12 protein-coding genes and 1 pseudogene are annotated in these 14050 nt (G+C 69.8%); 7 read left to right on the top strand and 6 right to left on the bottom strand.

Features of this window, described 5'->3' with window-relative positions; all coding sequences use genetic code 11:
- The 5 genes and pseudogenes from H0X00_RS04115 to pilM form a co-directional block, all read right to left on the bottom strand.
- Positions 1–192 (bottom strand): annotated as a pseudogene (locus H0X00_RS04115) (hypothetical protein); the annotation flags it as partial.
- A 52-nt stretch (positions 193–244) separates the two neighbouring features.
- Complete coding sequence (locus H0X00_RS04110; protein WP_293767480.1) at positions 245–571, bottom strand: hypothetical protein; 327 nt, start codon at positions 569–571, stop codon at positions 245–247.
- A gap of 5 nt (positions 572–576) precedes the next feature.
- Entirely contained in the window at positions 577–1236 is a 660-nt protein-coding gene (locus tag H0X00_RS04105; RefSeq protein WP_293767479.1) for a hypothetical protein, read from the bottom strand.
- Positions 1237–1251: 15 nt separating this feature from the next.
- Entirely contained in the window at positions 1252–2499 is a 1248-nt protein-coding gene (locus H0X00_RS04100) for a hypothetical protein (RefSeq protein WP_293767478.1), read from the bottom strand.
- Between the two features lies 1 nt (position 2500).
- The gene (gene pilM, locus H0X00_RS04095) at positions 2501–3619 is read right to left on the bottom strand and encodes a type IV pilus assembly protein PilM (RefSeq protein WP_293767477.1); all 1119 of its coding nucleotides are present in this window, start codon (positions 3617–3619) and stop codon (positions 2501–2503) included.
- Positions 3620–3791: 172 nt separating this feature from the next.
- On the opposite strand from pilM, the gene H0X00_RS04090 reads away from it, so the two are divergent.
- The 4 genes from H0X00_RS04090 to H0X00_RS04075 all read left to right on the top strand — a co-directional run bounded on the left by H0X00_RS04090 (position 3792) and on the right by H0X00_RS04075 (position 8849).
- Complete coding sequence (locus H0X00_RS04090; protein WP_293767475.1) at positions 3792–4895, top strand: type IV pilus twitching motility protein PilT; 1104 nt, start codon at positions 3792–3794, stop codon at positions 4893–4895.
- A 50-nt stretch (positions 4896–4945) separates the two neighbouring features.
- Positions 4946–5449: a hypothetical protein gene (locus tag H0X00_RS04085; protein ID WP_293767473.1), complete on the top strand. Its 504-nt coding sequence runs from the start codon at positions 4946–4948 to the stop codon at positions 5447–5449.
- A gap of 5 nt (positions 5450–5454) precedes the next feature.
- Complete coding sequence (locus tag H0X00_RS04080) at positions 5455–7143, top strand: GspE/PulE family protein (protein WP_293767472.1); 1689 nt, start codon at positions 5455–5457, stop codon at positions 7141–7143.
- 248 nt (positions 7144–7391) lie between these two features.
- Entirely contained in the window at positions 7392–8849 is a 1458-nt protein-coding gene (locus H0X00_RS04075) for a LysM peptidoglycan-binding domain-containing protein (protein WP_293767470.1), read from the top strand.
- A 12-nt stretch (positions 8850–8861) separates the two neighbouring features.
- Here H0X00_RS04075 and H0X00_RS04070 read toward each other — a convergent pair whose 3' ends face one another.
- On the bottom strand, positions 8862–9440 hold the full coding sequence (locus H0X00_RS04070) for a TetR-like C-terminal domain-containing protein (RefSeq protein WP_293767469.1): 579 nt from the start codon (positions 9438–9440) through the stop codon (positions 8862–8864).
- Here H0X00_RS04070 and H0X00_RS04065 point away from each other — a divergent pair.
- The 3 genes from H0X00_RS04065 to H0X00_RS04055 all read left to right on the top strand — a co-directional run bounded on the left by H0X00_RS04065 (position 9439) and on the right by H0X00_RS04055 (position 14018).
- Complete coding sequence (locus tag H0X00_RS04065) at positions 9439–11373, top strand: efflux RND transporter permease subunit (protein WP_293767468.1); 1935 nt, start codon at positions 9439–9441, stop codon at positions 11371–11373. The two genes, H0X00_RS04070 and H0X00_RS04065, sit on opposite strands and share 2 nt — an antisense overlap.
- 99 nt (positions 11374–11472) lie before the next feature.
- Positions 11473–12762, top strand: a complete 1290-nt coding sequence (locus H0X00_RS04060) for a type IV pilus twitching motility protein PilT (RefSeq protein ID WP_293767467.1) — start codon at positions 11473–11475, stop codon at positions 12760–12762.
- Positions 12763–12800: 38 nt separating this feature from the next.
- Positions 12801–14018, top strand: coding sequence for a type II secretion system F family protein (locus tag H0X00_RS04055; protein WP_293767466.1), 1218 nt, complete (start codon positions 12801–12803; stop codon positions 14016–14018).
- The last annotated feature ends 32 nt before the right edge of the window (positions 14019–14050 follow it).

The raw sequence follows: 14050 nt of genomic DNA, 5'->3' as shown, positions 1-14050 counted from the left end.
GTCGCGTTCAGCGGCGGCGGCCCGCGACACCCGGACGTAGAGCGCGGCCTTCGTGGTCGCGTCCGCAATCGCGGCGGTCCGGTCGACCACCACGCGGTCGATGGCAGGGCGGTCGGCGGTCGCTCCGCCGACCGCGACGCCGTCGGCCGCCGGGGCGGGGATCGCTTCCTGCGTGGGAACAGGCGCGGTCATGAGGGGCTCCACCGTTCTGCGGTTGTGATGGTGCGTCAGACAGGCAAGGAAATCAGGTGAGGTTGGGCGACGGTTCGGGCTCGAGCCGGCGCACGGCCGCCTCGAAGCGCGCGGCACAGGCCTTCACCTCCGGGCCGGCGACCGGGTCCCCGGACACCGCCGCGGTGAGTGCGCGGACCGCCACCAGGAGCCGACGGTGCTCGTCGGCCTGAGCCGCCGCCCGCTCCCGGGCCACCCGGGCGTCGTGCTGGCGGAGCATGCGGTTCTGCCGGTAGACCGTGGCCTTCAGCTCGTCCAGTTCGGCGAACAGATCCACGATCGGGTCATCAGTGCTGGCCGGCCCGAGATCGGCGGCCTCGCGACGGCGGATGCGGAGCATCCGGGTCAGCCCGTCTTCGAGCTGGCCGCGGGGTCTTCGACCTTCGGCATCACGAACATCTCACCGGTGATGGTGACGGTCTGCGCATCGGGAGCCGTCGAGACGTCCTCCGTCGGAGACGTGCCTGCGGCCTGCTGGACGAAGCCGATCGTGTTCACCGCGAAGGCTCGCGGCAGCTTCTCCAGGTTGCCGACGAACGCCCGGATCTGGCTCGGGGTGCCGGACACGTTGATGGTCAGCTTCTGCGCCGCGATCTGGCCGATCGGCGCCGACACGCCGGGCAGCTGCGCCGAAGTGCCGGCTGCGCCGACCGCGGCCGGCGGATCCATCGTCATGCTGGCCAGGTGCTGCGGGGCGATGCCGGCCTGGGCCGCAGCAGCGGTGATCATCTTGAACAACTTCGCCTGCTCGGCCGTCGGCGGGAACCGTCGGTCGAGGGCCTTGGAGACCTCGCGCAACTCGGGCAGCTGCGCCTGGCGGGCACGCAACGCCTCGATCTGAACGCGCAGCGCCTGGTTGGCCTCCTCGGCCGCGGTGACCTCGGCGTTGACCGCCGCGACTGCGTCGCTGCGCGGACTCAACACGAGCATCCAGGCGGCAACCAGCGCGACCAGGAGGATCGCCGTGCCGATCAGGGTGGTCTTGCGGGCGGACGTGAGGCTCATGCTCTGCTTCATCGGTTACTGGTCCCCGTTCCCGTTGTCGGCCTGTTGCTGGGCAGCAGCAGCAGCGGCCGCCGCGGCGGACGCCGCGGCCTGCAGCTGGGCGGCGAGTTGCTTCTCCGCCTTGCGCTGCGCCTTGCGCTCGGCCTCCGCCTGCGCGGCGGCCTCGGCGTCGGCCTTGGCCTGCGCCGCCTTCGCAGCGGCCTTGGCCCGCTCGGCGAGACGGTGACTGGCGGTGTTGCCGTCCTTGATCATCTTCTCGGCCTTGGCCAGCACCGTCGGGTCGGAGAGCCAGCTCAGGTCGGCGTAGCGGCCGCTGACGGCCTCGCCGGTGAGCCCGACGCTGCCGGCGAAGGCGACCGACTCGGCACCGTCGATACCATTGATCGTGGTGGTGGTGACGAAGGGGTCGGCGTAAAGGTCAGCGGCGCGCAGGTTCTGCACCAGCTCGCCGACCTGGGCCCGGTTCTGCGCGGTACCGGTCAGCGTGACGCACCCGATGATCGGGGCCGGGTTGAACGGGTCGGGCCGCGCGCAGGCGACCGGCGCGACCGGGACCTGGGGCGTCGCGGTGACGGCAGCTCCGTCCGCGCCGTCGATGTCCGCCGTCACGCTCGGGTCCTCGGCGGCGCCCAACGCGGATCGCACCGGACTGTTCAGGTTCTGCAGCGTGCCGGGACCGGGTGCGCCGGCGCCCTGAGTCTTCGTCAGGTCGTTGCCGTTGCCGTCGACCCCGGCCACCTCCAGCGGTGACTGGATGACGGTGTTGCCCACGACCTGAGCCGACGTCAGGGTGACGGACATTGCGGTGATGTCGATTCCGGCCGGGGTGCGCCCGGCCAGGTCGGTGAGAGCGTCGGAGAAGAGCACCTCGGCGGCCATCGCGGCCGAGGCGATCTGCTTACGGGCCTGCAGCAGGTCGTAGAACTGCGCCACCGGGGCGAGGGCGGCGACCTGGGCGTTCAGGGCCGGGGTGAGCGCCTGCTCGGCGACCAGCCGGTCCTGGGCACTGTGCAGCCGCTGGGTCTGCAGCACCCAGCCGCCGCCGACCAGTACCGCACCGACCAGACCGGCAGCAACGAAGCGCTGCCGGATCCGCCGGACGTCGAGCGCTTCCAGCGTCGAGGTGGGCAGGAGGTTGACCGACGGCAGGGCGCGGGAGGCCTGACCGGACCGGGCGGGGCCGGTGCGCGTCATGGTGGGCCGGAACTGGGTGGGGATACGCACCTTGTCCAGCGAGGTCTTGCCCGAGGTCAGGAAAGACATGTCAGATCACTCCAAGCGCGAGGCCGGACAGCAGGGCGACCGCGCCCAGGTCGTCGTCGGCGACCGCGGACAGGCGACTGCGGACCTCGCGCGGGGTGGTCAAGGTGACCACCTCGGCGTCCATCGCCTCGGCGATCCGCTCGTGCAGGCCGGTCAGACGCGAGCCGCCGCCGGTGAGCACGACACGGGACAAGCTGCGCACGCCGGTGCCGGCGGACAGAAAGAAGTTCAGGGTGGTGCGGACCTCGGCCACCACACCGGCGACCCGCTCCTCGATGGCCTGCTGCGCAGGATGCTCCAGGCCGACCAGGTCGTCGCCGGCCGCCCGCTGGCGGGGCAGGCCGTACTGCGCCTTCGCTGCCTCGGCCTCCTCGAAGGACCAGCCGAACTTCTGCTGCAGCTCACCGGTGATGACCCGTCCGCCGAGCTGACCGACGGTACGGACGAAGCGGGGCTGGCCGTTCGCATGCACGACCACGGTCAGGGTGTCCGCGCCGATGTCGACGATCGCCTCGGCGGAGTCCGTGTCGAGTTCGGCAGTGACGTTCGGTGCGGCGGCGCGGATCAGCGCGAAGGGGGCGAGCTCGGCCTTGACCGCGGTCAGATCCGCCTCGGCCAGCGCAGTCAGGAAGGTGTCGACCATCTCGGTGGCCGCGGCGACGAGCAGGATCCGCAGCATGCGCTCGGAGTCCGGGTCCGGGCCGGCCGGGATGTCCTCGAGCACGTGGTAGTCGAGGTTGGCCTCGTCCACCGACATCGGGATCTGGTCGGCCACCGCGTAGGACAGCGCCTTGCGGAAGTCCGCCGGCTCCATCCAGTCCAGGTCCAGCTGTCGGACCAGCACCCGGTCGTTGGCCATGCCGAACACGACCCGCTTGGTGGAGAACCGGCCGGCCGACCACAGGGCGCGCAGCGCCTTACCGACCGCAGCCGGGTCGGTGACCACGCCACCGGCGACCGCGCCGGCCGGAAGCGGCACCGCGGCGTAGCGGTCCAGGCGGCAGGCCTTGCCCCCGACGGGAGTGCTGCGGACGGAGAACTGTGCGGCGCGCAGGCCGGAACTGCCGATATCCAGGCATACGACCTTGCGGGCGCCCCAACGGGCGTCTGAACGCTTCACCGTGCTTGTCTCCTGGAGATCGGGGCGGCCACGCTCCCTGCGCGAGAGCTGTATCGGAGACCGGTCGGCAGTGCTTGACCCCGATCGAATGCCCCGTCAGATCCCGAATCCGGACGTACCCGGGCGCATCGCGGGCCTTCAGTCCTGCTCAGAAGAAGCCGACACAACTGTCATGGACCTGGAGATCTCGCCTTTCCTGCGCGCCGTCGCGGAGAACGCCGCATCGGACCTGCACATCAAGTCCGACGCCCCACCGAAGATCCGGATCTCCGGGTCACTCGTCGCCCTCGAGTCGCCGGCACTGAGCGCGGAGCAGGTCGCGGATCTGATCCTGCCGACCATGTCGGCCGAGGTCGCGGAGAACTTCGCCAAAACCAACGAGGCCGACTACGCCCTCGCCGTGCCGGGCATCGGCCGGTTCCGGGTCAACGTCTTCCGCGCCGGCGGCGAGGTCGGGTCGGTGATGCGCCTGATCACCGACGAGCCGATGAGCCTGGGCGAGCTCGGGATGCCCGAGGTGCTCGGCAAGCTCGCCCTTGAGCCCCGCGGTCTGGTGCTGGTCACCGGTCCCACCGGGTCCGGCAAGACCACGACCTTGGCCGCGATGGTCGACCAGATCAACACCAACCGGGCGGTGCACATCCTCACCATCGAGGACCCGATCGAGGTCACCCACCGGGACAAGCTGGCCTCGGTGAACCAGCGCGAGATCGGCATGGACACGCGCAACTGGTCCACCGCGCTCCGCGCGGCGATGCGCCAGGACCCGGACGTGATCCTGATCGGCGAGATGCGCGACATGGAGACCGTGAAAGCCGCCCTCGCGGCGGCCGAGACCGGGCACTTCGTGATGTCCACCCTGCACACCACCGACGCGAAGGAGACGGTCAACCGCATCGTCGACTTCTTCCCCGAGCACGAGCAGAAGCAGGTCCGCCTCTCCCTGGCCGCCGCCCTGAAGGGGATCGTCTGCCAGCGCCTGGTACCCCGTGCCGACGGTGCCGGACGCACCTGCGTGATGGAGATCGCCGTCAACGACGCCCGCGTGGCCGAGGCCATCGCCGACCCGGACAAGACCGACACCATTCCGGAACTGGTGGCCGCGGGCGACTACTCCGGCATGCAATCCTTCGATCAGCACCTGCTTCGGCTGGTGATGGACGGCACGGTCTCCCTGGCCGACGCCAAACTGGTGGCCAGCCGTCCGCACGACCTCTCGGTAATGCTCCGCCGGGCCGGGGTGACCGCCACGATGGCGGAGACCCTGACCCGATGAGCGGCTTGCCGCGGGCACGAGCCGCGAACGGGTCACGGAACGGGGTGGGAATGGACGAAGTCCGCAGGACCAAGCGGGGCATCGGCGAGCTGGTGGCCGCACCGCACCTGGCCGACATGGACCTGTCAGGGCTGCGCGCCTACCGGCGCGACCTGCAGGACGAAGAGGACAAGGTCTCCTACTGGCGTCGCCTGGTGCACGCCCGGCTCGACATGCTCGAGGCCGGCGCAAATACCGAGGGCTCGCTCTCGGTCGAACAGTTGGTCCGGGTGCTCGGGGACACCGGAAGCGGAGCCTCTCGCACCGCACTGTCCGCGGTGCACCCGGCCGAGCCCCTGCCCGACCTGCCTGAGTCCGCCTCGATGTGGGACGACGAGATCGACCCTCACGACCCCGTGGCCCTCGCCGGGGCGCAGGAGAAGCTGCGCGCAGCCGAGCAGAAGCTGACCGCCTACCGCAAGGCGCTGTTCGAGCGGATCGACGAGGCGACAGCTGAGTTGATCCTGCGCTATCGGGAGAACCCTGCCGCTGCGCTCTCGGCGCTGCCAAACTGACTCTCATGATCGGTGTCCCCGGTGGCGACGCCGTCGCAGCGCTGTTGGACGCCGCTCTGGTGACTGAAGATCAGGTCGCCGACGCGGTCGCCCAGGGCGACGTCGACGGCCGGGCCCCCCTCCAGGTGCTGGTCGACACCGGTGCGGTGTCGCCGGCCGATGTGGTGCGCACCGCCGCAGCGGCGGTCGGGCTGCCCTACGTCGAACTGGCGAACTACTCCGTCGACCCCACCGCAGCGGCCCGGCTGCCCGCCGACTACGCCCGTCGCTACGGCGTCCTCCCGCTCGGGTGGGAAGACGGCGAACTGCTGGTCGCGGTCGGGGTCAAGCAGGCGGGCAACATTGAGCTCAAGGACGACCTGGTCCGGCTCACCCGCAGCCTGGTCCGGTTCGCGCTGGCACCGAACGCCGACATCGTCGCCCGGATCGACCAGCTCTACCGCGCCGAGGACGAGCTCACCGACCTCACCTCGAACATCACCGACCAGGAGTCGGCCGACACCGACCTGTCGAACTTCACCGCAGTCGCGGAGGAAGCACCGATCGTGCGGTTCGTGAACCTGCTGATCTCGCAGGCCATCACCGACCGCGCCTCGGACATCCACCTCGAGCCGACCGAGTACGACCTGCGCGTGCGCTACCGGATCGACGGCGTGCTGCACGAGTCGCACCGCTCGCCGAAGTCGATTCAGTCCGGGGTGATCTCGCGGCTGAAGATCATGGCCGACATCAACATCGCCGAGCGCCGGGTGCCGCAGGACGGCCGGCTCTCGGTGAACCACCAGGGCCGCAAGGTGGACCTGCGGATCGCGACCCTGCCGACGGTCTGGGGCGAGAAGATCGTCGCCCGCATCCTGGACAACTCCACGGCGCAGCTCGGGCTGGACGACCTCGGCTTCTCCGACGGCAACTTCCGGCGCTACCGCGACGCCTACGTGAAGCCCTACGGGATGATCCTGGTGACCGGGCCGACCGGCTCGGGCAAGTCGACGACGCTCTACGCGACGCTGAACATCCTGAACTCGCCCGCGGTCAACATCATCACCGTCGAGGATCCCGTCGAGTACCGGCTGGCCGGGGTGAACCAGGTGCAGACCAACCCCAAGGCCGGTCTGACCTTCGCCCGCGCGCTGCGCTCGATCCTGCGGGCCGACCCCGATGTGATCCTCATCGGTGAGATCCGCGATCACGAGACCGCGCAGATCGCGGTCGAGTCCGCGCTCACCGGCCACATGGTGCTGACCACCTTGCACACCAACGACGCCCCGTCCGCGATCAGCCGCCTGATCGAGATGGGCATCGAGCCGTTCCTGGTCGGCTCCGCGCTGGACACCGTGCTGGCGCAGCGGCTCTGCCGGACGCTGTGTGAGTCCTGCAAGCAGGCCTACACCCCGACCGAGCAGGAGCTGGTCGAGGTGCGCTTCGGCTACGACCCGTCCGAGCCGCTGCCGGTGCTCTACCGGGGCGTCGGCTGCGCGGCCTGCGCCCGCACGGGCTACTACGGCCGGATGGCGCTGCACGAGGTCATGACGGTCACCGAGGAGATCGAGAGGCTCGCCGTGGCGCGGGCCTCGACGGATGAGATCGAGAAGATGGCGACCGCCCAGGGCATGACCAGCCTGCGCGAGGACGGCTGGCTGAAGGTCCGCAAGGGGCTCACCTCGATCGAAGAGATCCTCCGCGTCGTCGCCTGAGGTCGGGGCCCCACAAAGTTTTACCTTCCGCGCCGCCGTCTGCAGCCTTCTCCCAGGCTCGGCCGGACGCCGCTGGTCACCGCGATGCGATGCGTCCATCCGGGTGAAATGTCTTCCCATACCTGCCCTGACCAGCACTTAGTTACAGCCCTGTAGTTCAGCCAACCGGGTGGCACCGGTGGGACGGGTGTGAAAACAATGGCGGAGTTCACTACCACCAGCCCCATCAGCACCAAAGGAGACACGCCGTGGCGCGCGATGACCAGGACACCGCCGGCGGACGCCACCGGCGTCGCCACCGAGCCCGTTCGACCCAGGAGCTCCTCGCCCCGCTGCCCGGCACCCTGCCGCCCCGCGCGCCCTGGCGGCGCGCCAAGGAAGACCTCGACTGGACGCCGCTGCCGCCGCACTCCACCGCTCGACCGGTCGGGGCCACCCCCGTCCCCGCGCTGGTGCCCGGCGCTTTCGTCCGCCCGCTGTCCAAGCCCACCGGCGGGAACGTCCTGACGATGGCCGCGCCGCCCTCGCTGGATCCGCTGGACCGCCTCGGCAGTCCGGCGCCGGTCGAGACCGATGAGCTGCTCGACCCGCTGGCCGACGTGCGTCGCCGCGGCGCCACCGTGGTGGCCGGCGTCGTCACCGGCGCGATCACGCTGCCCGCCGGCTTCGGGCTCAACCCGGCCGCGGCCGCGATCGACCCCAAGCCCAACCCGACCCCGTCCGTCACCCTCCCCAAAGCGGTGGAAGCGTTCGCGCCGTACATCGGCCAGAAGTCCTGTGACCCGCACGCGAAGCCCGGCGTCGTGGCCTTCGAGCAGCTGGTGCTCTCGTACTGGGGCCGCGGCGGCACATACGGAATCACCCGGGCCTGCAACATCGGCGGCCAGTCCGAGCACAAGGAAGGCCGGGCCTGGGACTTCAAGCTCAACCCCGACGACTACGGCGACCAGGTCGCCGGGCAGCGCATCATCGACTGGCTGCTGGCCGACGACGCCCAGATGGCCCGGCGCCTCGGGATCATGTACATCATCTGGAACGAGCGGGTCTGGGCGAGCTACGAGCGCGAGGACGGGTGGCGGCCGTACAACGGCCCGGACAGCCACACCTCGCACATCCACTTCTCCTTCTCCTGGGCCGGCGCGATGAAGCGCACCTCCTGGTGGACCGGGAAGGTGGCCCGGATCGAGTTCGGGCCGTGCCAGAAGTACCTCGGCACGAAGGTTCCGGTCTACGGCAGGACCATCAACATCGCGCCGTGCCCCAAGCCGGTGGCCAGGCCGAAGCCCGAACCCAAGCCGGCCGACGACAAGAATCCGGGCAGGACGAACCCGGACCCCAAGCCCAAGCCCGCCCCGAAGCCCGTCTACCGCGTCATCAGGGTCAAGTCCGGTCAGACGCTGGGTGGCATCGCGCACCGCTTCGACACCTCGGTGCGGCGGATCGTGAAGCTGAACCACCTCAAGAGCGCGAATCGGATCGCCGTCGGCCAGAAGCTGCGCGTCCCGGTCAAGGGCGGGGGCACGAAGGCGACGGTGGCCAAGGCGGCCCAGCCGGAGCACTCGGTGCGCATCGTCACCGTCAGGGCCGGAAACACCCTGGGTCAGCTGGCGATCCGGTACCACAGCACGGTCGCGGCGATCGTGCAGGCCAACAGGCTCAAGAGTGCCGATCACATCTACCCGGGACAGAAGCTGCGGATTCCCTAGCCTGACGCTCCGTCAGGAGCTGGGCTCGATGCCGAGCACCGCGGCGATCTCACGGACCGTCAGCTCGAAGAGCGGTTCGCCGTCGTTCGTGGCGAACTTGAGATGCCCGAACACCTCCATGGTGACGCTGCCGTAGAGCTTCACCCAGCTCGACATATAGGCCAGCACCGCGCCCATCGGCAGGTCCCCGAGGCCCATCTTCTCCCGGCACTCGGCCAATCCGGCGGCGAGGCTCGGCTCGATGTCGGCCTCGGCCGGCACCAGGAACGGCGCGGTCGCCCACAGTTCGACGAACAGGGCACCGAACACCGACCCGAACCGGCGACCGGCTTCCTCCGAGGGACCGTCCGGGGGCTGGTCGAGGTCGGGGATCGGAGTACCGAACAGCAGGTTGAACTCCGGGGTGTGGGCCACCGCCCAGCGGCGGAACGCACGCGCGCACTCCAGCATCCGGATCCCGACCGCCTGCTCGGCGTGCCGGTCCCGCTCGGCCACGATCGCCGCGGTCAGGTCGTCGTAACAGGCCGCCACCAGGGTGATCACGAGGTCCTCGAGGCTGTCGAAGTACCGGTACAGCGCGGGCGCCGTCATGCCCACCTACGCCGCACTGCGCCTGGTCGGCGACACCGACGAGGATAAGGAAAAGGCCTACGCGGCCGTGCGCGAGCGACTGGCCGCGCCCGGCCTGCACACCGAGCTCGGTGGGCCGGTCGCGGTCTTCGCCGACATCGGCAACCAGGTGGAGTCGGACATCGCGAAGGCCGAGGCGCTCTCGCTACCGATCGTGTTCCTGCTGCTGGTGTTCGTCTTCGGCAGCCTGGCCGCGGCCGCAATGCCGCTGGTGATCGGCGGTCTGGCCATCCTCGGCGCGTTCACCATGCTGCACGTGCTGACGCTCTTCACCGACGTCTCGATCTTCGCCATCAACATCGTGACGATGCTCGGCCTCGGCCTGGCCATCGACTACGCCCTGTTCGTCGTGAGCCGCTTCCGTGAGGAGCTGCCGCGGACCGCGAACGTCGAGGAGGCACTCGCTCGGACGATGGCGACCGCCGGGCGCACGGTGGCGTTCTCCGGTCTCACCGTCGCGATCTCGCTGGCCTCACTGCTGCTGTTCCCGCAGCCGTTCCTGCAGTCGATGGGCTTCGGCGGGATGGCGGCGGTGCTGGTCGCGATGCTCGGCGCACTCACCGTGCTGCCAGCCCTGCTCGCGGTCATGGGCCACCGGATCGACGCCCTGAAGGTGCCGCGGCCTCGCCTGTTCCGGGGCGGCGGCGGATCGGGGGAGGGCGCCTGGGCCCGGGTCGCTCGCGGGGTGATGAAGCGCCCGGCCGCCGTCGCCGGGGCCGTGATCGCGGTGCTGCTCGTGCTGGGCACCTCGTTCCTGCACGCCGACCTCGGCGGCATCGACTCCCGCGTGCTGCCGACCGGCACCGAGAGCCGCGTCGCCGACGAGACGCTCGCTGCCCAGTTCGCGGGCGACCCGAGCGCGAGCATCGACGTGGTGGTCAGCGGGGCCGACCAGGCCGGCACCGAGGCCTACCTGGACCGGTTGCGTGACCTGCCCGGCGTCACCGGGGCTGAGGTCGCGGGGAGCAGTGAGCGCGGGGAAGGCATCAGCCGGATCGCGCTGACCTTCGACGCGCTGCCCACCTCGCACGAGGCGCAGAACGTGGTCGGTGAGATCCGCGACCTGACCGCACCGCCGGGCGCCGAGGTGCTGGTCGGTGGGCAGAGTGCCGAACTGGTCGACCTGCTGGCCGGTCTGCGCGCCACCCTGCCCTGGATGGCTCTGTTCGTCGCGGTTGTCACCCTGCTGCTGCTCTTCGCCGCCTTCGGCTCGGTCGTCCTGCCGCTGAAGGCGCTGGTGATGAACATGCTGTCGCTGGCGGCGGCCTTCGGCGCGGTGGTCTGGATCTTCCAGGACGGCCACCTCTCGGGCCTGCTCGGCTTCACCCCGACCGGCACGATCGAGGCGACCCAGCCGATCCTCATGCTCGCGATCGCCTTCGGGCTCTCGATGGACTACGAGGTGTTCCTGCTCTCCCGGATTCGGGAGGAATGGGACAGGACCGGCGACAACACGGCGGCGGTGACCACCGGGCTGGCGCGTACCGGCGGCATCATCACCAGCGCTGCCCTGCTGCTGATCGTGGTGATCGGGGCCTTCGCCACCTCAGGCATCACGTTCATCAAGATGCTCGGAGTCGGCATGGTGATCGCGATCGTCGTGGACGCGACGGTGGTCCGCGGGCTGCTCGTGCCCGCCACCATGCGGCTGCTCGGGGCGGCCAACTGGTGGGCACCGACCCCCTTGCGCCGGGCCTGGGAGCGGTACGGATTCCGCGAGGGCGAGGCGGTTGCCGCCCCGGTGCCGCTGCCCGCCGGGGTGCCGGTCCTGGGTCCGGTCCTGGGGCGGAATTTGGTGCCGGTCACCCTTCCCGCGATCAATCCGGTGTACCCGGGAGGCGACCTGGACCGTATCCATGACCCGAGCGTCCTGATTCGCGCCACTGTGCACTGATGCCAGGGCCTCAAGACCCGGACTCGGCAGGACGAAAAGACAGGGTGACGGGCTATCGGCGCGTCACCCTGTCGTTCGCCGTGTCCGGAGGCCCGCCCCGTGGAGCAGACGCCCGACCTGCTTGCCCATTACGAGATCGCCGACGCTCTCGCCTCGACCCATGAGGTGGCCGTCACCGCGCTGACCGCGGAGCACCAGGCGGCGGCGGTCGCGGCCGCGGACGAGGCCGCGGAGGAAGCCGCCCGCGCGCACGCGGAGGCGATCGCGAACAAGCGGGTCGACCTCGACGAGCTGCTGCTGCACCTGCTGGAGCTGGGCGGCTCGGACCTGCACCTGACCGCCGGCTCCCGGCCGGTGGTGCGCCACCACGGCAAGGTGGCGCCGGTGGAGGACCAGCCGGTGCTGAGCTCGGACGTGCTGCGCGAGCTGATCTACGGGATCCTGACGGAGCGTCAGCGCAAGACGTTCGAGGAGAACCTGGAGCTGGACCTGGCGTACGCGCTGCCCGGCCACGCCCGGTTCCGCATGAACATCTTTCAGCAGCGTGAGTCCATCGGGGCTGTGCTCCGGGTGATCCCCTGGGAGATCAAGGGCCTGGGCGAGCTCAACATGCCGACCGTGCTCGATCGCTTCACCGAGCTCAAGCGCGGGCTGGTGCTGGTCACCGGGCCGACCGGTTCGGGCAAGTCGACCACGCTGGCGGCGATGATCGACCGGATCAACCGCACCCGGCAGGACCACATCATGACCATCGAGGACCCGATCGAGTTCCTGCACCAGCACAAGCTCTCGATCGTCAACCAGCGCGAAATCGGCGGGGACACCCACTCGTTCAAGAACGCGCTCAAGCACGTACTGCGGCAGGACCCCGACGTGATCCTGGTCGGCGAGCTCCGCGACCTGGAGACCATTTCGGTGGCCCTGACTGCGGCCGAGACCGGCCACCTGGTCTTCGCCACCCTGCACACCCAGTCCGCTCAGGACACCATCACCCGTGTCGTCGACGTGTTCCCGGCCGAGCAGCAGCAGCAGATCCGCACGCAGCTCGCCGCGACGCTGCAGGGCGTGGTCTGCCAGACGCTGTGCCGGACCGCCGACGGCGCCGGCCGGGTGGCCGCGGTGGAGATCATGGTCTGCACGCCCGGAATCCGGGCGATGATCCGCGACGACAAGCTGCCCCAAATTCCCGGTGCACTGCAGGCCGGTGCGAAGCACGGCATGCAGACCCTCAACGCGCACCTCGCGGACCTGGTCCGCGCACACCGGATCACCCTGGACACCGCGGTCGAGCACTGCACCAATCGCGAGGACCTGTTCACCCTCGCCGGCTCGACGCTGCGCCGTCCCCCGATGCAGAGCACGGGTCCCAACGCGCCGCTCTCGCTCTAACACCACCTCACCGTCGACACCCGAGTGCAGGAGCACTGATGGCTGCCACCCAGTACGCCTACAAGGTCAAGGACACCCGCGGCAAGCTGGTCGAGGGCAAGGTCGAGGCCGACAGCGAGAGCGCCGTCGCGGAAAAGCTCAAGTCGATGGGCTACCGCCCGCTGGAGATCAAGCTGGCGAACACCGGCCTGGACCGGGAGTTTCGGTTCGGCGGCCGGCAGCGGGTCAAGCTCAAGGACCTCGCGGTGTTCTCCCGCCTGTTCGCGACGATGATCAACGCCGGCCTGTCGATGCTGCGGACGCTGACGATCCTGGCCGAGCAGACCGAGAACCGCGAGCTCCAGCGCGTCCTGCGGCTGGTCAAGACGGACGTCGAGTCCGGCTCGTCGATCTCGGCCGCGTTCGCCAAGCACCCGCGGGTGTTCCCGCCGCTGATGGTCAGCATGGTCAAGGCCGGCGAGGCCGGCGGCTTCCTCGACACGAGCATGCGGCAGATCGCGGACAACTACGAGGCCGAGGTCAAGCTTCGCGGCAAGATCAAGGCCGCCATGACCTACCCGGTCGTCGTGCTGATCCTGGCCGTGGTGATGGTCATCGGCATGCTGCTGTTCGTCGTCCCGGTCTTCGAGGACATGTTCGCCACCCTCGGCGGCACGCTGCCGCTGCCGACCCGGATCCTGGTCACGCTGTCGGGCTGGATGAAGTTTCTTGCTCCGCTGCTGGCGGTGTTCACCGTCGTCGGGCTGTGGGCCTGGCGCAAGTACGGCCAGACCGAGCAGGTGCGCAACGTCGTCGACCCGCTCAAGCTGAAGATCCCGGTCTTCGGCAAGCTGTTCCAGAAGGTGGCGCTCGCGCGGTTCGCCCGCACGCTGAGCACCTTGCTCAAGTCCGGCGTCCCGATCCTGGCCGCGCTGGAGATCACCGGGGACTCCGCCGGCAACGTCGTGATCAGCAAGGCACTGACCGAGGTGAGCGAGTCGGTGAAGGCCGGCGAGTCCATCTCAGGGCCGCTGTCCACCCACGCGGTCTTCCCGTCGATGGTCGTGCACATGATGGCCTCGGGCGAGGAGACCGGTGCCCTCGACGAGATGCTCGGCAAGATCGGTGAGTTCTACGACCAGGAGGTCGAGGCCACCACCGAGTCGCTGACCGCGCTGATCGAGCCGCTGATGATCGCGTTCCTCGGCGGCGTGGTCGGGTCGATGATCGTGGCGCTGTACCTGCCGATCTTCAAGATCTTCGACCTGATCCAGTAGCCCGCCGACCTCCAGTGGCCGCCGTTCTTCGC

This window comes from Sporichthya sp. (genome assembly GCF_013815995.1).
Lineage (GTDB): Bacteria > Actinomycetota > Actinomycetes > Sporichthyales > Sporichthyaceae > Sporichthya.
The sequence above is the reverse complement of the archived record's forward strand: the minus strand, read 5'-3'. Positions and strand labels throughout refer to the sequence as shown.